We start from the raw sequence: 17,467 nt of genomic DNA on the forward strand, positions 1-17,467 counted from the left end.
TGTCAGTTGTCAGTTGGCAGTTGGCAGTTGTCAGTTGGCAATTGTCAGTTATCTGTTGTCAGTGGTGAGCTTTTCCGCAAACAGCCAACAGCGAACAGTCAACATTTGTCAGAATGTATAACTTAGGAGAAAGAATGAAAAGGACTAAATTGAGACTGAAAAAAGTAAAGTTATTTCTGCTGTCGCTTTGCTTTTTTACTGTTTCACTGGGCACGTTTAATTTGTTACCTTCCTTTGCGGCTGCACCCAAACACTACGACCAATTAACCTTTCCCCCGCTGTCAGAAATTAAACTGCCTAAATACACTCGCTTCGAGCTGAAAAATGGCATCCGGGTGTATCTGATGGAAGACCGGGAACTCCCGTTAGTCGGGGGAACGGCGCTATTTCGCACGGGCGAGCGTTTTGAACCTGCCGATAAAATTGGATTGGGAGGTTTGACGGGAGAAGTGATGCGAACTGGCGGCACGAGTCGGCATACGGCTGATGAATTAAATCAGTTGCTAGAACAGCGAGCAGCTTCGGTAGAAACGGGGATTGATGTTAGTTCTGGGAGCGCTAATTTTAGTGCTTTAGCTGAAGATTTGGAACCCGTATTTGACTTATTTGCAGAAGTGATTCGGGAGCCAATATTTGCTAAGGAAAAGTTGGATTTAGCCAAGAACCAAACTCAAGGTGCGATCGCCCGCCGCAATGACGATCCTGACGGTATTACCGGCCGCGAGTTTCAAAAATTAATTTATGGCGATCGCAGTCCTTACGCGCGCACGGTAGAATACAAAACCCTCGCCAATATTTCCCGCGACGATTTGGTGAGTTTCTACCAGAAATATTTCCATCCCAAGAATATGATTTTGGGTATTTCTGGCGATTTTGATACAGCTAAAATGCGATCGCTCGTCGAGCAAAAATTCGGCAACTGGCAACCGAGTCAAAGTGCAGAAGTGCCTGCACTACCAACCGTAGCGCCAGCAAATGGGGGCGGCGTATTTTTGGTAAATCAGCCGCAATTAAGTCAAAGTTACGTGCAAATGGGACATTTGGGCGGAATGCTCAGCAGTCCAGATTACGGTGCTTTGGATGTGATGAATGGGGTTTTGAACGGTTTCGGTGGCCGTTTGTTTAATAACGTGCGATCGCGCCAAGGCTTAGCTTATTCAGTATACGCGGCTTGGAGTCCGAGATATGACTATCCGGGGGTGTTTGTCGCAGGAGGCCAAACGCGATCGGATGCCACAGTACCATTTATCCAGGCAATTCGCGCCGAGATCGATCGTATCCGCACCGAACCAATTACCCCGGAAGAATTAGCTTATGCTAAAGATTCCACCCTGAATTCTTTTATCTTCAAATTTGAAAATCCCAGTCAAACTTTGTCGCGATTAATTCGCTACGAATACTACGGTTATCCCGAAGATTTCATTTTTCGCTACCGCCGCAGCATCGAAACAGCAACAATTGCCGACGTGCAGCGCGTAGCCAAGACTTACTTGAAACCGGAAAATTTGGTAACATTAGTAGTGGGAAATACGGAGGCAATTCAACCGCCGTTATCGAGTTTGGGAACTTCAGTCAAAGTGGAATCTGTTGATATCACAATTCCCCCAGCGACTTAATCGGTAACAAAGGCTTGCATTCCTCTGTTTTCAGGAGACGGCAATGCCTTGTCCTCCGCCCAAGGTAAGGACACGGCAATGCCGTGTCCCTACTACTAAAAATCAATGCTCAAAGGTGCTCTCGGAAATGGAATCACATCCCGAATATTCCCCATTCCCGTCATAAACTGCACTAACCGCTCAAATCCCAAACCAAACCCAGCGTGAGGCACAGTACCGTAGCGGCGCAAATCCAAATACCACCACAATTCCTCCTTATTCATACCCTGGGCTTCCATGCGCCGCTGCAACACATCCAGCCTTTCTTCCCGCTGCGAACCGCCGATAATTTCCCCAATATTAGGAGCCAAAACATCCATTGCTCGCACGGTTTTTTCGTCATCATTTAAACGCATATAAAATGCTTTAATCCCGACGGGATAATCGCTGACAATCGTCGGCTTTTTAAACAAGTCCTCAGCCAAATAACGCTCGTGTTCTGACTGCAAATCTAAACCCCAACTGACCGGAAAATCAAATTTTTTGTCGGCTTTTTCCAAAAGTGCGATCGCCTCCGTATAAGTAATCCGCTCGAACTGATTATTAATGATATTTTCAGCAGTAGCCAAAACCGTTTTGTCAATGCGCTCATTGAAAAACTCCATATCTTCCGGGCAACGCTCCAAAACGTATTTAAAAATGTACTTTAAAAACGCCTCAGCCAAATCCATATCTCCCTGCAAATCGCAGAAAGCCATCTCCGGTTCAATCATCCAAAACTCAGCCAAATGTCGCGAAGTATTAGAATTTTCCGCTCGGAAAGTCGGGCCAAAAGTGTAAACGTTGCCGAAAGCCATCGCCATAACTTCCGCTTCCAACTGGCCGCTAACTGTTAAATAGGCGCGCTTTCCAAAAAAGTCTTTAGCATAATCAACCTCTTGCGAATCAGTGCGCGGCACATTCTTTAAATCAAAGTTGGTAACGGCGAACATTTCCCCCGCACCTTCGCAGTCGCTAGCAGCAATAATTGGAGTGTGAACCCACAAAAAACCACGTTCTTGAAAAAATTGGTGTACCGCCGCCGAACAAGCATTTCGGACTCGAAAGACAGCACCGTGGGTGTTTGTGCGCGGCCGCAAATGCGCGATTGTCCGCAAAAATTCAAAGGAATGGCGCTTTTTTTGCAACGGATAAGTTTGCGGGTCTGCATCACCGTAAACTTGTACTTGTGAGGCTTTCAACTCAATTCGCTGTCCTTTTGCCGGAGATGCTACCAGCACTCCCGACACTTCTAAAGATGCACCTGTATTCAGTTGTTTGAGTACATTTTCAAAGTCTGGCAAATCGGAATTTATGACTACTTGCAAGTTAGCCATCGCCGAACCATCGTTGACTTCGACAAAGGCAAATTCTTTCAATTCGCGCTTAGTGCGAACCCAACCTTGAACAGTTACAGTTTCGTCGGGTTCACCTGCGCGCAAAATTGCTGCTATTCGTTGATTTGTCATATTCACTCCTGTTTATTTAATATTTTGCACCATATTTCTCTCTTTTCTCTGACTCTGCGCCCTCTGCGCCCTCTGCGGTAAATAAAAAAATCATAAATCTCAACATAGTTCAACCTGCATAGGATTTCAAAATCCAACCCATCAAAATACCGAGTCCCCCAAAGCGAACTGCTTGCCAAAAAGGTTGTTTTATGCTTCCCCAAGAAAACAGGCTGCTTTCTAAATTCAACTCGATTGTTTCCAATTCTTGCTCAATTTCCCGCAATTCTTTTTTGAGTTGCGGCAATGGATTTTGGCGTTTGGACTGGCGGATTTCTTCGCGGCGATGGCCGAGTTCGACTTGGCGCTGTCGATCGACCTGAATTTGAGTGTACCGTTCTTTGACTGCCGCGAGCGATCGCTCCACTGCTGCGATCGCTTGAACAAACTCGCTTTCTTGCTCTTCCGGATTTAACTCTGACGGCTGTTGAGGCATTTCGATCTGCAAACCTGACAATAATAAAAAAAACCGATTTCCAATTAAATTGTTATTATATGCAGTATATTTTCTAAATTAACGAACTCTAGCCAAATAGACATAAGTATAGCAACTTTATCGGCATTTAAAACGTTTTTAATTGCTGAAACCCTTGATTTTCTCGCATTTTCCTTCTTCCTTCTTCCTTCTTCCTTACCACCTATGCTTGAAAATACACAAACAGCCCAAACTGTGAACCTCAACGAGCTGAGCACGGTAGAACTAGCCCAAGCTCTAGCCGCGCGCCTCGCCATCCACGAAAAAGATTGGCACCGCCTCAAAGCAAACCGTTCTGCGCGGGCCTGTGAGCAAGCTGCGGCCGCTTTGGTGTTTTTGCTCAAAAAACAGCCTGAAGAAGCTCTCCCGCGCTTACAACAAGCAGCAGGATGGCTGGATCGATCGATATCTGCTCCTCCCTGTCCCACCCACGGCAAATGATTAGATTGCTTCGTTGTTCCTAACGCTTTGCGGTTTTGATTCTGGAGTTTTGACTTGATTAGTCGCTCAAAACTTAGACAATCGCGCCCCTCGATCGAGCAGCGCGATTGTGAGTTCAAAAGATTTATACTTTTTTAACTCAAAACTAACATTTTGCATTATGATCAGCTATCAATAGCCAGAGAGTTCAAATTCTCACTGCAAACTTCAGTCCGGGAACGAAAAAATTTCTAGGTCTAGCTGAGGTAAAAACTGCTGCTTTCATAGCAGTTCTAGCGCAAGCGAGGCAGCCGATAGCGACTGGGAAGTTCTTTGCACAGCCGTAACTCTGTACCTTGAGAATTCCACTCTACCCGATCGAATATTTGGTAAAGAATAAACAACCCCCTACCGCATTCCTGTTCCACATGGGGTAGTCCAGAGTTATCTGCAACGTCCTCTGCTAGGAGACTGTCGCAATCATCGGTATAAAGGTTACAACTGCAAGGGGCCTTAAAGCCAGAACCTTCATCCGATATCACCCACCAATATTGGTTTTGGACGATCGAAAAACGGACTCCAACAGTTTTACCGGGGTCTAACTTGTTTCCATGCTTAGCAGCATTTACCAAAGCTTCTTGAAGCCCCAACCGCAATTCCGCTTGCCAGTGATCCGGAAGCTCTGCTAGGAGCAGATCCAAAATAGGACAAAGGTATAGGGTAGAAGCGAAGCTAATCGTAATCCAATTGCGTCCGACGGGACGAGGTGAAATAGCAATCACTCAGAAAACTCCCTAACTTTCAGGTGGATAAAGTTCACACCCTGCATAGTTGGCTCCCTAGTATTCAAAATGCTAATTAATTGAGCGGCGCAGCTCTACTTCTATCTTAGAGTATCCAAGCAATTAAGAACAGCAAACCACGTCACAAAATATTCAGCGATTCTGAGAAACTTCTGCAGAGAACCATCAGTAATTTTACTTATAGGTTCTCCCAGCAGCGAAATTTTTGATCTCGGCTTTGGCCAACTAGCAACCAAACGGCTAGCTGCCCCCCGAAGCCGTCAACACATCTTGAACAAACGATCCCCACCTGGAAAAGCTCGCAAATAACTATAAAAAAGTCGATCCCTTGACCCTCCCCAATCAGGTTCGACCGTCGCACCCCTAGGCAAGCGCCATCGCCCAGAACTTCCTCAGACCGCCAAACAGCCAAATCATCATACCTAGGTATGTTGCAGCCAAAACCCGATTTATTATCCCAAATGCGACCGGGCAAAATATCTCCCATTGCTGCGCCCCTCCTAAAATCAATAATTGTTACAAAACTTATTAATCCTGAGTACGGGAGATCGCGATCTCCCGTACTCGCCCAAATTGACCAATCCTTTGCTGGCGGAACTCCGAGGCGTTGGTCAAACTATATAAATCTGAATATCGCGATACAATAGTTAAAGTAAATAATTATTTCTTTACATTATGCAAACAACCCCAGCCATCACCGCAGCCCCCATAGCCGGCACTTACTGGCAGTGGCGGGGGCATTCAGTGTACTACGTTCGATCCAGCGATCGGTATCCAGAACGCCCTCCCCTGCTGTTAATTCACGGTTTTGGAGCATCCACAGACCACTGGCGCAAAAATATCAGCGGCCTGAGCAAAGATTTTGAAGTCTGGGCGATCGACCTTTTGGGATTTGGGCGATCGGCAAAACCCGAATTACAGTACAGCGGCGACCTCTGGCGCGACCAACTCCACGACTTTATCACCAACATCATCGGCCGGCCCGCCGTACTAGCTGGCAACTCCCTCGGAGGCTACGCCGCCTTGTGTGTAGCTGCCCAGCGCCCCGAATCAGCAGCCGGACTCATATTAATCAACAGCGCCGGCCCCTTCAGCGAACCGCAGCCCGCACCCGAAGCCCCGCCCTTGCAAAAAGCCATATCTGCAGTAGCTAAAACCTTATTTCAGCAAGATTGGGCAAGTTTTCTGCTGTTCCAGTACGTGCGCCAGCGATCGACAATTCGGAAAACCCTAGAAAAAGTTTATCTCGACCAAAGCGCCGTCACAGACCAATTAGTAGAAGAGATTTACCTTCCCTCCTGCGATCCCGGTGCCCCCAAAGTATTCGCCTCCGTATTCCGAACACCCCAAGGCGAAAAAATCGACGTATTGCTAAGTCAATTAAACTGTCGGTTGCTAATGCTGTGGGGAGAAGGCGATCCGTGGATGAATTCCGCAGAAAGAAGCGCCAAATTTCGCAAACACTATCCAGAGTTGACAGAACACTTTATCAAAGCCGGTCACTGTCCCCACGACGAAGTACCAGAACAGATAAACGAACTGATTCGCGCATGGATAATTGACCAATAATCGATCGGCATCTTGATAAATTTCCCCCGGCCGTGTCCTCCCTCGGAGAGGGGGAAAATAATCAGATTTGCAGTAAAAATATATTTATTGTGCCAACATAAAGCCAGTTAATTTATACTTACATATTCTGAGGAGACGGAAACAATGACCCGCAAAAAGACTCGCCGCAATTTTATATTGAGCAGTATAGTTGTTGCCAGTGGCATTGCAGGTGCTAAGGCGATCGAACAGCAGGATCGGGAAATCGCAGCCGCACCCAATAACCAGGCGGCCGCCACAGTAAAAATGCCAGAACGACTGTTAGGCAACACCGGCGTGAAAGTGCCGATTTTCGGTTTGGGGGGAGGCGGACAAACACCGCTGTCGCAGCCGGGAAGAGAAGCAGAAGCGGCGGTACAAATTGAACGCGCGATCGAACTAGGCATTCGCTATTTTGACACGGCGGCCGAGTACGGGCCCAGCGAAGAAAACTTAGGCAAAGTTTTGCCCAAATATCGATCGCGCATATTCCTAGCCACAAAAACCTCCGCCAGAGACAGAGATGGCGCGTGGAGACACTTAGAACAATCGCTCAAAAGATTGCAAACCGATCGACTAGACTTGTGGCAACTCCACCACGTCTCATTCCAAGCCGAATTAGACCAAATTTTCAGTGCCAAAGGAGCAATAAAGGCGATAGAAGAAGCCAAACAGCAAAAAATTATTCGTTTTTCCGGCATCACCGGACACCACGAACCTGCTATCATTGTGGCAGCCCTGGAGCGCTATCCTTTCGACACAACATTAATCTCCCTCAACGCCGCCGAAAAACATCATCCGCGCTCCTTTGTTACCAGCGCTTTACCAGTAGCCAAAGCCAAAAACATCGGCGTCATAGCCATGAAAATACCCGCTTACGGCAAATTATTTCAAAACGGTGTTTTAGATGGAATGCACCAAGCAATGGGCTACACGCTTTCACTTCCCGGCGTGCACTGCTGCATCATCGCCGCCGACTCAGTAAAGCAATTAGAAGAAAACTTAAAAGTCGCCCAAGCATTCCAACCCCTGAACACAACAGAAATGGCAGCACTTGAAAAACGCACCGCCGCCACTTGGCAAGAAAATACATTTTTCAGACAGTGGACTTAAGATATCAACTCCAAAATTCCCTTTTTCATCTGTGTTTATTTTAGTGTTGTTATTGTGGCGCGGGCGTCCCGCCCGCGATCTCAAATCCACGCTTCATCGGAATTATTCATCTCTCTTGTCTCCCTCTGTGTTCTCTGCGTTCTCTGTGGTTAAATCCTTCCGATCCAAGCGGAAACGATATGAATCATAGTTTTGTATGAAAACTCAAGTCCTCACTACGAACCTGCAACGTTTATGTTACCAAACTTGATATCATCTGCGGTGAAAGTACCTCAAATCACAAAACAAGGCGAGCCAACCCGGTCGCCTTGTTTATTATCATAAAAAATGCACTTTGTCAACAGCAAAAAGCTACTTTTTTTTCCGTTTCGCCTTATCTAACCGCCTGCGATCGCGCCACTCAACAGAAGTCAAATAAGCGACACCGCCAGTCACAGTTAGCAGCAGTACAAAGGCAACTAAAACGAGAATATTAGCAATCGAAAATTCCACAACCCCTCTTCCTCTGATTTTACATTTTCTACTTTTGATTTTAGATGAAAAATGTTAACAATTAACAGTTGAATATAGACGGCTAACTGTTAATTGTTAACACTCGATTCAAACTGCTGGCAAATCTTCCAAAATTGTAAACCTCACATGATTAATTGCCAGACTCCCCACGGAAACATCCTCCTTGTTCAAAGGGAGACCGCCGCTCGTGAGACTTTGAAACCGAATTCCCTTGCCAATTTCTACGTGATACCAAGCCAAACCCATAAAAAATCGCAAAGGATAAGGGCCTCTGTCTTGAATATCATCAGGATTAGATTCCATCGGCACCCAGCCAAAACCCGGAATGTAAAACTCCAGCCAAACGTGATTGAAATCCGGCTCCAGCGACACACCTTTTCTGTCAGCAAAAGCGGGGCACTTGTAGCGCCCGATCGTGCGGCAAGCAATCCCGTTTAACCTAGCCAAAGCCAACAACAAGCCCACGTACTCGCCACAAGAACCGATGCCCCGGCGTAATACAATATCTGGAGTGTCAATGTGAGGCCTAATCCCGTAAGAAAGTTGGTCGTAAACAAAATTGCGAATGCTCAGTAACTGCCTCAGAATATTAGTTTCTGAGCCAATGGCAGCCACAGCAGCCGATCGCACAATTTCCGTATCCATCGCCAAATTGTCATTATCCACCAAATACTTAGCTGCAAACTCCGGTGACAGCTTAGGAATCTTTTCCACATCCCTAGGTGACAACTGATACTTAATCGATCGAACTTCTAACAATGCCTTCCAGCCAAAAATTCGGCGTTCCCCAGGGTGCAGCCGATCGAACTTAAACACCGCCACCCGTTCTCCTTCCTGAATTTCCTCAGTAAAAGGCATTCCAATCGGCGTAATTTTCCTGACCTTTTGCCGGTGAGTTTCCGAAGGCAAAGCAATCCGCCATTCCAAATTTTCGATTTCTACCTCATCGAGAGGAGACAGTTCCTCCACATAAGACATTTCCATCAAAAAACCGTTTGACAAAGCGTAGCGGTCAGCTTCATTGTAGTGAAAAGACAAGGGCTGAATAAAAGTGCGATCGCGCTTGGTCAACTGAAAAGGATCTTCCGAATTCGGGTCATCCCGGATGTAAAGTTCATCCCCGGCATAAGCCACGTACAGAACCTCATCCCCCGTTTCGGAATCCTTGTGAAAAGCCAAACCAGAAGGCGACTCAAAGGGAGTCAAAACGCTAAATTTAATCTCCCCAGTTCCCCGTTCCAAACAGTAAACAGTTTGCTCAGTTTTGTCGCAAACCCAAATTTCCTCATCCCGGACTGTGATATTTTCTACCCCAATACCGGGAGCATAAAACCGAGTAATTTCCCGACCAGTTTTCAGGTCAAAAACCAGAATCGAGTTTAATCTCTGGCAAGTCACATAAAGCGTAGATTTCCAAACAGCAATCCCGTCAGCAGGATAAGAAAGTGAAACAAAATGTTCCGGTTTGAGTTCAGCGATCGCCCCGTCCCGAATTGCGCCCCGACAGCAACAAATATCCTCATCCCGCGCAAACCAGAGAGTATCTTCCGAAATAGCCAGCCCCGTTGCGCCGGTAAACTTAGCCGTTTGAAATGGATTCAAAACAGTAGTGTTGTCACTTTCTCGATCGATCTCCAATAGCAGCCCTTCGGCGCGATCGACAGCGAACAACCTATTTCCTAAAAAAGCAATGCCGTGCAGTGCCAAGACTCCGATGGGTCTTACCATCCGCAGCCCCGAAGGCTGTTTGTCCGAGAGAACAGGTGAATCGAGATTCATGCTAAATTTCTTGCCGGTATTGTACACAAAAACTGATTTGTAACTTGTAGCCGATCGCTTGAGGTTCACCAGCACAATTGCCGAGTTTCCTGATATCCAGGACTGACGCATCAACCAGGTGTTTTTACGAAAAGAGGCGTTGTAGCCTCTTGCTAGAGTTAAAAGACCCCGAATATTAGTCTTTGTCAAAGTTGGGTTTAACAAGCTCAACCCAACCTGCAGCAGTGAATGGAAGTAAGTATAACTACTAAGCTACCACTGACAAACGCGACAGAGAATTCTATGTTGAGCAGATCGACCCAAATAATCGTATCTGCCTGAAGATATAAATTAAGTACAACAGATTACGATATCCGTCAAAACCTTGGATAGAATAAAACCGTGCGATAAAGTTCCTAGGTTCACCAAAAGGCAGGTTCGTCATGGCTTTGAAGTCTGCTCTAAATATCGGTGCTCTTTCATTAATTCTGTCTTTAGAGGCAGTTGCCGCCGGTAGTTTTTTAATACCAGCAGAGGCTCTCAACAGCCCCGCAAACCTTGTCCAGCACTCATCCAGACCGCAGCTACCCCTCAACTGGCAAACAGTTCAACTCCCTGAACCCAGCGGAAGCAGACCGAACAGCCAGCAATTGGGAGCGGCGTGGAATAGCTTTCAACCGCCGGAGGACGGAGTACCCGGAAGGCGGGAAGGGGGAGGAACCCGCGGCTTAGAATGCCCCACGGCCACAACTGCCTTAACTGCCTTGATTCCCCAATCAACTATGGGGCAAACCATATCAGCAAAGCCAACATTTTTCTACTACCTCCCCGTAGCCCTCGACAAAACAGTTCAGTTTGAGTTAGCAGACCAAAGGGACAAAACACTATACAAAAAAAGTTTTCGCATGGTAACTAGCCGTGCAGGTGTCGTTAGCGTCAGCCTCGGCTCCGACGACAACTCGCCAGCCCTGGAAGTTGGCAAAAACTATCAATGGTACTTTACTATCAAATGCAACCCCAAAAATACACAAGATGATGTTCTCGTTTCCGGGTGGATCAACCGCACTGCTGTCGCTCCAAGCGTGAAAACAGAGTTGGATCGATCGCCCGATCTCACCAAACTCAGCATCTTCGCCCAACAAAATCTCTGGTACGAGTACCTGGCAACTCTAGCTAAATTGCGTCTCCAGTCTCCCAGCGATTCCAGTTTAGCGATCAAGTGGTCAGCAGTTTTGAACTCAGTCGAACTCGGCAAAATAGCCCAAGAACCCTTAGTCGCCAGTGAAATAACACCGATCACAAGAAAATAATTCAATACCAGTTTCACGCAAAGAATGTAACGGTAGGCCCTTGTCCCAAACCCTGATAGCCATAAGTCATTGCCAATTCTAAAATCTAAAATCTAAAATCTAAAATCTAAAATGGTATGAGGGGTGCAGCAAGTACGAAAAGCTCGGTTTCGATCGCGGTATTTGGCAGCGCCCCAGATGATTTTTGGTTGTTGCGGGTTGTTTGGTCGATCGCCCTAAATAAATTAAAATTTGTGTACTGATCAGAAGTTCGGACTTCTGGCATCTTGAAAGGCGGACGGTGGAAATTTTGATGGTCAAATTTCGCCTAATACTAAATGATAAACTGGCATAGTGAAGCAGCCGAGAAACTTATTTTAGAGAAATTATTAATTATGCGCCCGAATGCAAATATTGCACTATTTCGGTTGGGGATTTCACTTCTAACTGCACTGCCGATGGCTTGCTTTTATGCCAATAAAGCTATATCCCAAACAAACGATATTTCTCTGTTGCCTGTCGTCGCTGACAACTCAGCAGATACGGGCAATCAAGTATTAGCACTGCAAAAACTGGAAATCAAGCAGGATGAAACAGCAACAAACTTAAATCAGCTTCCCGATTCGATCGAGACCAACCCTGAACCAGAAACACCATCGAACCCCGCCGAGAACAGCCAAGAAGCCTGTTCCACAATCGATGAAACTGCTTGTGGTGCGGGCATCTTGCCCGAACAAACAAATCTCGTTGGCAACGATCCCCAATGTCAGAACCAGCTAGATTGCAATCATGTTTTAGCCCAGAACCAACCCTCGCTGCCTCCAAACCTGCCACCGCCGCCGACGGAGCCCGATCCAAATCGCGATCGATTTCTGCAACCAGCCCCGCAGCCTTCCCCAGAACCTCCCCAAGTACCACCCACAGTAGCGCCGCCGTCCCCGTCGCCAGTTCCCCCAACCCTGCCGAATACACCAATTGAGGTGAAGAAAATTCAAGTAGTTGGCAGCACAATTTTAAGCCAAGACGAAATTAATGCCTTAGTCAACCCGTTAGAAGGCCGTTCTACCACCCTAGAACAGCTCAAACAAATCGCCGACAAAATTACCGAAATTTACCTCAATCGTGGCTACATCACTTCGAGAGCAGTCTTGCCGCCCCAAACTATCACCGCAGGAGTAGTCCAAATTCAAGTTATTGAAGGCAAGCTAGCCCGAATTGAGGTAGAAGGAACTAAAAGATTGCATCCTAGTTACATCCGCAGCCGGATTCGACTCGGTGCGGGAATGCCTTTAAGTACAGCTTCATTAGAAGACCAACTCCGGCTGCTGCGAGTCGATCCTTTATTTGACAATGTAGAAGCCAGTCTGCGGGCTGGGGATAATGAAGGAGAGAGCATTCTGATCGTCCGAATCTCGGAAGCTAATCCATTTCAACCTACTTTCAGCATTGACAATTACTCGCCTCCCAGTGTCGGTTCCGAAAGATTGGGAGTTAGTTTGCGGCACCGCAATATAACAGGAAATGGCGACGAACTGGCGGCCGCTTATTATCGATCGATCGGCGATTCAGACGTGTTTGATTTCAGCTATCGCGTGCCGCTAAATGCGATGAACGGCACTTTGCAATTGAGGGCGGCACCGAACCGCAACAGTATTGTACAAGAACCTTTTGACAGTTTTGATATTTCGGGAAAATCGCATTTATTTGAAGTTAGTTACCGCCAGCCACTGCGGAGAACACCGATCGAAGAATTTGCCTTATCTGCCGGTTTTACTTATCAGACAGGCAGAACTTTTGTCGGTGGCGAACCGACTCCTTTTGGCATCGGCCCGGACTCCAATGGTGTCACCACTACGAGTGCAATTAAGCTGGGACAGGACTACATTCGGCGCGACCCGCAGGGTGCTTGGGCATTGCGATCGCAATTTACGATCGGCACTAGCTTGTTTGATGCTACTCAAAACGAAGGTTCCGATCCCGACGGACAATTTTTGAGTTGGCTGGGTCAAGTGCAGCGAGTACAGCGATTGAATGACAAACATTTATTAATTTTGCAGGCAGACTTACAGTTGTCAGCTAATAGTTTGTTACCTTCCCAGCAATTTGTAATTGGCGGCGGACAATCTTTGCGCGGCTACCGCCAAAATGTCCGTTCTGGCGATAACGGCTTTCGAGTTTCTATCGAAGATCGGATTACTTTGCAGCGCGATGCTTCGGGAAATCCCAAACTTCAATTGGCTCCCTTTTTGGATGCGGGTACGGTGTGGAATGTTGCGAACAATCCTAATACATTAACCAATCAGACATTTTTAGCAGGTGTAGGTTTGGGGGTCATCTGGGAACCGATACAGCGGGTGAACCTGCGCGTTGATTATGCTTTTCCTTTGGTGAGAATTAGCGATAAAGGCGACAATCTGCAAGATAACGGCATTTACTTCAACATAATTTATACGCCATAAGGAGAGAGGGGGGGAAAGAGAGAAATCTTCCCTCTTTCCTCTTCCTTATTCAACATCCGATATTAATCGCCGACTTCCCCGACAACCTCCGCAGCAGCCTGAGTTTCCAGCCAGAGTTTGAGCAGCAAGAGCTCCGCCCGATCGCCCAACACAGTCGCAAACACGCCGTCAGCCCCCTCAGACGCCTCAGAAATCCACGTACCGCGCAGTGTCACTTCTACAAAGTCAGCATCAGCAACACAAAGCTCGATCGCATCGTTGTCGTTTCGGCGGGCCTCAGATTCCAACAGAGACAGCGCCGGCAAATTCGCGGGCAGCAAAAATGCCGCAGTGCTCGGTTCGACGCTGATGCTTTGACCAACTCGCATAGCCAGCACAACTCGCAGCGCCACTAACTGTTCGGGAGATTGAGCCAAACGCTCGAGGTTAAAGCCCGTTTCAGTGTAAGTCAACTTCAGCATATTGACAGCCCTAAATTTGGAATAGAAAGTTAAAAATTGAAAATCGGGAATCGGGAATTGGGAACTGGGAATTGGGAATTGGGAATTGGGAATTGGGAATTGGGAATTGGGAATTGGGAATTGGGCATTGGGAATTGGGCATTGGGCATTGGATAGGAAGGAATGAAAAGTTTGCTATTGCGACCTAAAATCCGTTTCAATTACAGGACTGAATTAGCTATTAACTATTAGCTATTACCAATTACCAATCCCCCATGCCCCATGCCCCATGCCCCATGCCCTATTCCCCAATTTGATATTCGTGCCAAAACAGTTCTGCAAAAGCAACAGTGGGGTGTATAGGAGCCTTCGGCTTAGTTCGCAGAGACATTCCAGCTTCTATGGGAGTTCGATCGCCCTTACGAGAATTGCACCGTTCGCAAGCAGTCACCACATTGTCCCAAGTATGCGGGCCGCCCTTCGATCGAGGCATCACGTGATCCAGCGTCAAATGCCGATTGCTGCCGCAGTATTGGCAAGAATGAGCATCGCGGCGCAGAACTTCCCGGCGATTGACCGGGGGTACTTTCCACAGGCGTTCCCTGTTACCAAAAGTCAAGCGGATTTGTTCAGGTACGTGGATGCTGGTGCTGGGCGATCGTACCAGCCAGCCGTTGCCAATGCTAAAATCCAGAGGTTCAGCCTTGCCTGTTACCAACAGTACGATCGCCCGTTTGATGTTGACACGGCTCATCGGTAGGTAATTCTGAGAAAATACCACCACAGATTGCCTCAATACATCAGTTACTACGGTCACGGCTTGCTCCTCCTCGTCAATTTTGAATTTTAGATTTTAGATTTTGAATTTTAGATTGTCGATTGTGAATTTTGGTTACTTCGTCAGCATTGGCTACATCTGATTTTTTGCCAGTTCCCCAAGCCGATCGAATTTATCAAATACCCAATCAAATGCCCCCGCTTCTCTTACTTAGAAGCGGGGGCCAGAAAAACTGCTTTCATGCAAATTTTCATCCTGTCTTGGTACAGTAGTTTAGCTGTACCTCCCGCTTCGCGTCTCTCGATATGGCTGTGCCACTTGCCGACCGTGCTGATCTACCTCGTTGTCTTTAATTTCTGCAATTTCTCCTAATCCACTATAACCGTGTTTATTTAGGGCCAAGCCCGCCCACGAGGTCGCTGCGACAGTCGCAAAACCCGTGCTAAAGACCTGCCGTAACGACTCGGAGCGACCCGTGGGGCGATCGCACTTCAGTTGATAGGTGGAGTAGGTGGGGAGAAATTTCACTGTAGGCAGAAGGTGGTTAAGAGGCTTTCAATCTAGCTGTAAACATACTACACTGATATTACACATATGTCCACCCGTCACGGAGAAAAAATTATGCATACCCTACCTAGAACCTCAACCACCGAAATGGAAGTCACCAGCATTCGACTCGAAAGAGAGCTCAAGGAGAGACTTAAAGAACTCGCGGGCAATCAAGGCTATCAAGCTTTGATTCGAGATTTGCTCTGGAATTACGTGCAGCAGAAGTCTGGAGAGTATCGGCAGATGTTTTCTCGATCGGATATTCGAGCCAGCATTAATGCCACAGCACAGCAGGAGGAACGCTGCGCGCTTACAGGAGAGTTGATTCGACCGGGCGGGCCGATGTTATTAGGCCTGACAATGCACGGCGAAATGGTGCCGCTGAGTATAGGGAGTATGGCTGGATAAACCAGTTTATCGAAAATTTGTGAGAGCGATCGGCCTGGGGTGAAGGCCCCAGGCGCTGAAGATGGGTTTCCGAAGCATTTCAAGGAGATATATTTAACGAACCGCGAAGACGCGAAGTGCGCGAAGCAAGATTAGAGAAGGAAGAAGATAGGCAATTTTAGCGGTTCGGGAGTTTGGTAACGCAGATCCGGAGGCTCGCCCCACGCGCGAGAAGAATGCTAAACTTTCCATCGGGCGTGCCGAACAGACGATCGTACATTTGATGAACAAAATTAAAGTAATGCTGAAAAACCGCTACTTGACTGCTGCGAGTTCGATCGCCCTTCTCACAATTATTGCCGGATGCGCCGCTACTGAATCACCTCAACTTGCATCTCCCTCTCCTGTAGCTGAATCTTCCCCGCCCCCAGTTAAACCAAATCAGCCTCAGCCCTTAATAGTCTCTGTTAGCAATCCCGAAACAGCCACAAATACCAAAATCCAGCAATATCTCAACGGGTTGGCTGCCCAAGGTTTTGCCAAAGAAAACCAAGGAGTCTGGATGCAATCTGGCAACACTTTGCTAGCCAATCATCAAGGTACCGTTCCTCTGTCGGCTGCTTCTATTACCAAAGTAGCCACATCTCTGGTAGCACTGCAAGAATTCGGGCCGGAACATGAATTTATCACCTTAATTGGTACAACTGGAAAAATTGAAAACGGCGTATTAAAAGGCGATTTAATTGTACAGGGAAACGCCGATCCCTTGTTTGTCTGGGAAGAGGCGATCGCCCTTGGTAACGCCTTAAATCAAAAAGGCATCAAGCGAGTCAGTGGTAATTTGATAATTGTCGATAAGTTTTACATGAACTTTGAACTTGATCCCCTCAAATCGGGAGAATTGCTCAAACAAGGATTGAACAGTCAAATCTGGCCCAGCGAAGCCGCCGCCCAGTATCAAACACTGCCTCCCAATACGCCAAAACCCCAAATATCAATTGAGGGTACTGTAAAAGTTTTGGCAGCACCTCCTAATGACGTGCAGCCTTTAGTCAAACATTATTCTTTGCCCCTCGCCGAACTGATCAAAAAAATGAATCAGTACAGCAACAATCTCATGGCAGATATGCTAGCTGATACTGTCGGCGGCGCCAAAACAGTCGCGCAAAAAGCAGCAGCAGTAACCGGAGTTCCCCCCGCAGAAATTCAACTCGTCAACGGTTCGGGATTGAGCGAAGAAAATCTCATTTCTCCCCGGGCTGCTTGTGCGTTGTTTATAGCTTTAGAACGCTATCTTGAACCTTACAGCATGACAGTTGCTGATGTCTTAACTGTAGTTGGGAAAGATCAAGGAATACTGGCAGAACGCGCGCTTCCCCAATTAGCAGTGGTCAAATCGGGCACGTTGGATAATGTTAGCGCTTTGGGCGGAGCTTTGCCAACTCAAAAACAAGAAACTGTGTGGTTTGTGATTATGAATGGAGGGGCAAATGTCGAGACATTTCGCACTCAGCAAGAGGTTTTGCTGAAAAGCTTTTTGAATGAGTGGGGAAGTGTTCAAGTTTCGCCGCCGGAATTAACGCCAAATCCTGCTAGAAAGAGTAAGGTATCTCGCAGCGAAATTGTTCAATAAACTGTTGTGCATTTCTGGGGGGGTGACAACCCACCTGAAACCCATAGCTAGTAAGGATTGAGCCAACTTGTGGTAAAAAAAGATAGGCAGCAGAGTTGTTACACGCTTGCCTATCCAAAAA

16 protein-coding genes are annotated in these 17,467 nt (G+C 47.1%); 9 read left to right on the plus strand and 7 right to left on the minus strand.

The features are described from left to right. Positions 1 to 134: 134 nt before the first annotated feature. Complete coding sequence (locus QT979_RS18345) at positions 135 to 1,616, plus strand: pitrilysin family protein (protein ID WP_333212142.1); 1,482 nt, start codon at positions 135 to 137, stop codon at positions 1,614 to 1,616. 95 nt (positions 1,617 to 1,711) lie between these two features. On the opposite strand, the gene asnS is transcribed toward QT979_RS18345, so the two are convergent. Together asnS and QT979_RS18355 are read right to left on the minus strand one after the other, a co-directional pair. Next, positions 1,712 to 3,103 (minus strand): asparagine--tRNA ligase, encoded by a 1,392-nt coding sequence (asnS, locus tag QT979_RS18350; RefSeq protein WP_333212139.1) that lies wholly within the window; start codon positions 3,101 to 3,103, stop codon positions 1,712 to 1,714. Between the two features lie 109 nt (positions 3,104 to 3,212). Then, positions 3,213 to 3,578 (minus strand): DUF2203 domain-containing protein, encoded by a 366-nt coding sequence (locus QT979_RS18355; RefSeq protein WP_333212137.1) that lies wholly within the window; start codon positions 3,576 to 3,578, stop codon positions 3,213 to 3,215. 204 nt (positions 3,579 to 3,782) lie between these two features. On the opposite strand from QT979_RS18355, the gene QT979_RS18360 reads away from it, so the two are divergent. Next, a complete protein-coding gene (locus QT979_RS18360; protein ID WP_333311338.1) occupies positions 3,783 to 4,058 on the plus strand; it encodes a DUF6439 family protein in 276 nt (91 codons plus the stop codon). Between the two features lie 272 nt (positions 4,059 to 4,330). Here the strand turns inward: QT979_RS18360 and QT979_RS18365 are convergent, their stop codons facing one another. Continuing rightward, the gene (locus QT979_RS18365; RefSeq protein ID WP_333083403.1) at positions 4,331 to 4,819 is read right to left on the minus strand and encodes an anti-sigma regulatory factor; all 489 of its coding nucleotides are present in this window, start codon (positions 4,817 to 4,819) and stop codon (positions 4,331 to 4,333) included. A gap of 696 nt (positions 4,820 to 5,515) precedes the next feature. Here QT979_RS18365 and QT979_RS18370 point away from each other — a divergent pair. Both QT979_RS18370 and QT979_RS18375 read left to right on the plus strand, forming a co-directional pair. Then, positions 5,516 to 6,409: an alpha/beta fold hydrolase gene (locus QT979_RS18370; RefSeq protein WP_333212133.1), complete on the plus strand. Its 894-nt coding sequence runs from the start codon at positions 5,516 to 5,518 to the stop codon at positions 6,407 to 6,409. A 144-nt stretch (positions 6,410 to 6,553) separates the two neighbouring features. Further along, positions 6,554 to 7,540 carry an aldo/keto reductase gene (locus QT979_RS18375; protein ID WP_333311339.1) on the plus strand — a complete coding sequence of 329 codons (987 nt, stop codon included), beginning with the start codon at positions 6,554 to 6,556 and terminating at the stop codon, positions 7,538 to 7,540. Positions 7,541 to 7,891: 351 nt separating this feature from the next. Here the strand turns inward: QT979_RS18375 and QT979_RS18380 are convergent, their stop codons facing one another. Further along, a complete protein-coding gene (locus QT979_RS18380; RefSeq protein WP_006631167.1) occupies positions 7,892 to 8,032 on the minus strand; it encodes a hypothetical protein in 141 nt (46 codons plus the stop codon). 108 nt (positions 8,033 to 8,140) lie between these two features. Beyond that, positions 8,141 to 9,832, minus strand: a complete 1,692-nt coding sequence (locus QT979_RS18385) for a transglutaminase domain-containing protein (RefSeq protein ID WP_333212200.1) — start codon at positions 9,830 to 9,832, stop codon at positions 8,141 to 8,143. A gap of 422 nt (positions 9,833 to 10,254) precedes the next feature. Between QT979_RS18385 and QT979_RS18390 the strand changes: the two genes are divergently transcribed. From QT979_RS18390 to QT979_RS18400, 3 genes are all read left to right on the plus strand, one after another. Beyond that, on the plus strand, positions 10,255 to 11,121 hold the full coding sequence (locus tag QT979_RS18390) for a DUF928 domain-containing protein (RefSeq protein ID WP_333212129.1): 867 nt from the start codon (positions 10,255 to 10,257) through the stop codon (positions 11,119 to 11,121). Between the two features lie 116 nt (positions 11,122 to 11,237). Next, positions 11,238 to 11,363, plus strand: a complete 126-nt coding sequence (locus QT979_RS18395) for a hypothetical protein (RefSeq protein ID WP_333212128.1) — start codon at positions 11,238 to 11,240, stop codon at positions 11,361 to 11,363. Positions 11,364 to 11,438: 75 nt separating this feature from the next. Continuing rightward, entirely contained in the window at positions 11,439 to 13,559 is a 2,121-nt protein-coding gene (locus QT979_RS18400) for a ShlB/FhaC/HecB family hemolysin secretion/activation protein (RefSeq protein WP_333311340.1), read from the plus strand. 62 nt (positions 13,560 to 13,621) lie between these two features. Here the strand turns inward: QT979_RS18400 and QT979_RS18405 are convergent, their stop codons facing one another. Together QT979_RS18405 and QT979_RS18410 are read right to left on the minus strand one after the other, a co-directional pair. Continuing rightward, positions 13,622 to 14,020 (minus strand): alr0857 family protein, encoded by a 399-nt coding sequence (locus QT979_RS18405; protein WP_333225423.1) that lies wholly within the window; start codon positions 14,018 to 14,020, stop codon positions 13,622 to 13,624. A gap of 280 nt (positions 14,021 to 14,300) precedes the next feature. Continuing rightward, positions 14,301 to 14,816, minus strand: a complete 516-nt coding sequence (locus QT979_RS18410; RefSeq protein WP_190660760.1) for an HNH endonuclease — start codon at positions 14,814 to 14,816, stop codon at positions 14,301 to 14,303. 582 nt (positions 14,817 to 15,398) lie between these two features. Between QT979_RS18410 and QT979_RS18415 the strand changes: the two genes are divergently transcribed. Continuing rightward, positions 15,399 to 15,734, plus strand: a complete 336-nt coding sequence (locus QT979_RS18415; protein WP_039886507.1) for a ribbon-helix-helix domain-containing protein — start codon at positions 15,399 to 15,401, stop codon at positions 15,732 to 15,734. A 262-nt stretch (positions 15,735 to 15,996) separates the two neighbouring features. Further along, entirely contained in the window at positions 15,997 to 17,346 is a 1,350-nt protein-coding gene (locus QT979_RS18420) for a D-alanyl-D-alanine carboxypeptidase (RefSeq protein WP_333311341.1), read from the plus strand. The last annotated feature ends 121 nt before the right edge of the window (positions 17,347 to 17,467 follow it).

Origin of the sequence: Microcoleus sp. w2-18bC1 (genome assembly GCF_036700365.1) — a bacterium.
In the GTDB taxonomy this organism is placed as follows: domain Bacteria; phylum Cyanobacteriota; class Cyanobacteriia; order Cyanobacteriales; family Microcoleaceae; genus Microcoleus.

What these genes read in the sequence shown, in the direction of transcription:
- QT979_RS18360 (WP_333311338.1), top strand. Translation starts at nt 3,783, where the DNA reads ATGCTTGAAAATACACAAACAGCCCAAACTGTGAACCTCAACGAGCTG.
- QT979_RS18390 (WP_333212129.1), top strand. Translation starts at nt 10,255, where the DNA reads ATGGCTTTGAAGTCTGCTCTAAATATCGGTGCTCTTTCATTAATTCTG.
- QT979_RS18420 (WP_333311341.1), top strand. Translation starts at nt 15,997, where the DNA reads ATGAACAAAATTAAAGTAATGCTGAAAAACCGCTACTTGACTGCTGCG.
- QT979_RS18405 (WP_333225423.1), bottom strand. Translation starts at nt 14,020, where the DNA reads ATGCTGAAGTTGACTTACACTGAAACGGGCTTTAACCTCGAGCGTTTG.
- asnS (WP_333212139.1), bottom strand. Translation starts at nt 3,103, where the DNA reads ATGACAAATCAACGAATAGCAGCAATTTTGCGCGCAGGTGAACCCGAC.
- QT979_RS18345 (WP_333212142.1), top strand. Translation starts at nt 135, where the DNA reads ATGAAAAGGACTAAATTGAGACTGAAAAAAGTAAAGTTATTTCTGCTG.
- QT979_RS18385 (WP_333212200.1), bottom strand. Translation starts at nt 9,832, where the DNA reads ATGAATCTCGATTCACCTGTTCTCTCGGACAAACAGCCTTCGGGGCTG.
- QT979_RS18370 (WP_333212133.1), top strand. Translation starts at nt 5,516, where the DNA reads ATGCAAACAACCCCAGCCATCACCGCAGCCCCCATAGCCGGCACTTAC.
- QT979_RS18375 (WP_333311339.1), top strand. Translation starts at nt 6,554, where the DNA reads ATGACCCGCAAAAAGACTCGCCGCAATTTTATATTGAGCAGTATAGTT.
- QT979_RS18415 (WP_039886507.1), top strand. Translation starts at nt 15,399, where the DNA reads ATGCATACCCTACCTAGAACCTCAACCACCGAAATGGAAGTCACCAGC.
- QT979_RS18395 (WP_333212128.1), top strand. Translation starts at nt 11,238, where the DNA reads ATGAGGGGTGCAGCAAGTACGAAAAGCTCGGTTTCGATCGCGGTATTT.
- QT979_RS18400 (WP_333311340.1), top strand. Translation starts at nt 11,439, where the DNA reads ATGATAAACTGGCATAGTGAAGCAGCCGAGAAACTTATTTTAGAGAAA.
- QT979_RS18355 (WP_333212137.1), bottom strand. Translation starts at nt 3,578, where the DNA reads ATGCCTCAACAGCCGTCAGAGTTAAATCCGGAAGAGCAAGAAAGCGAG.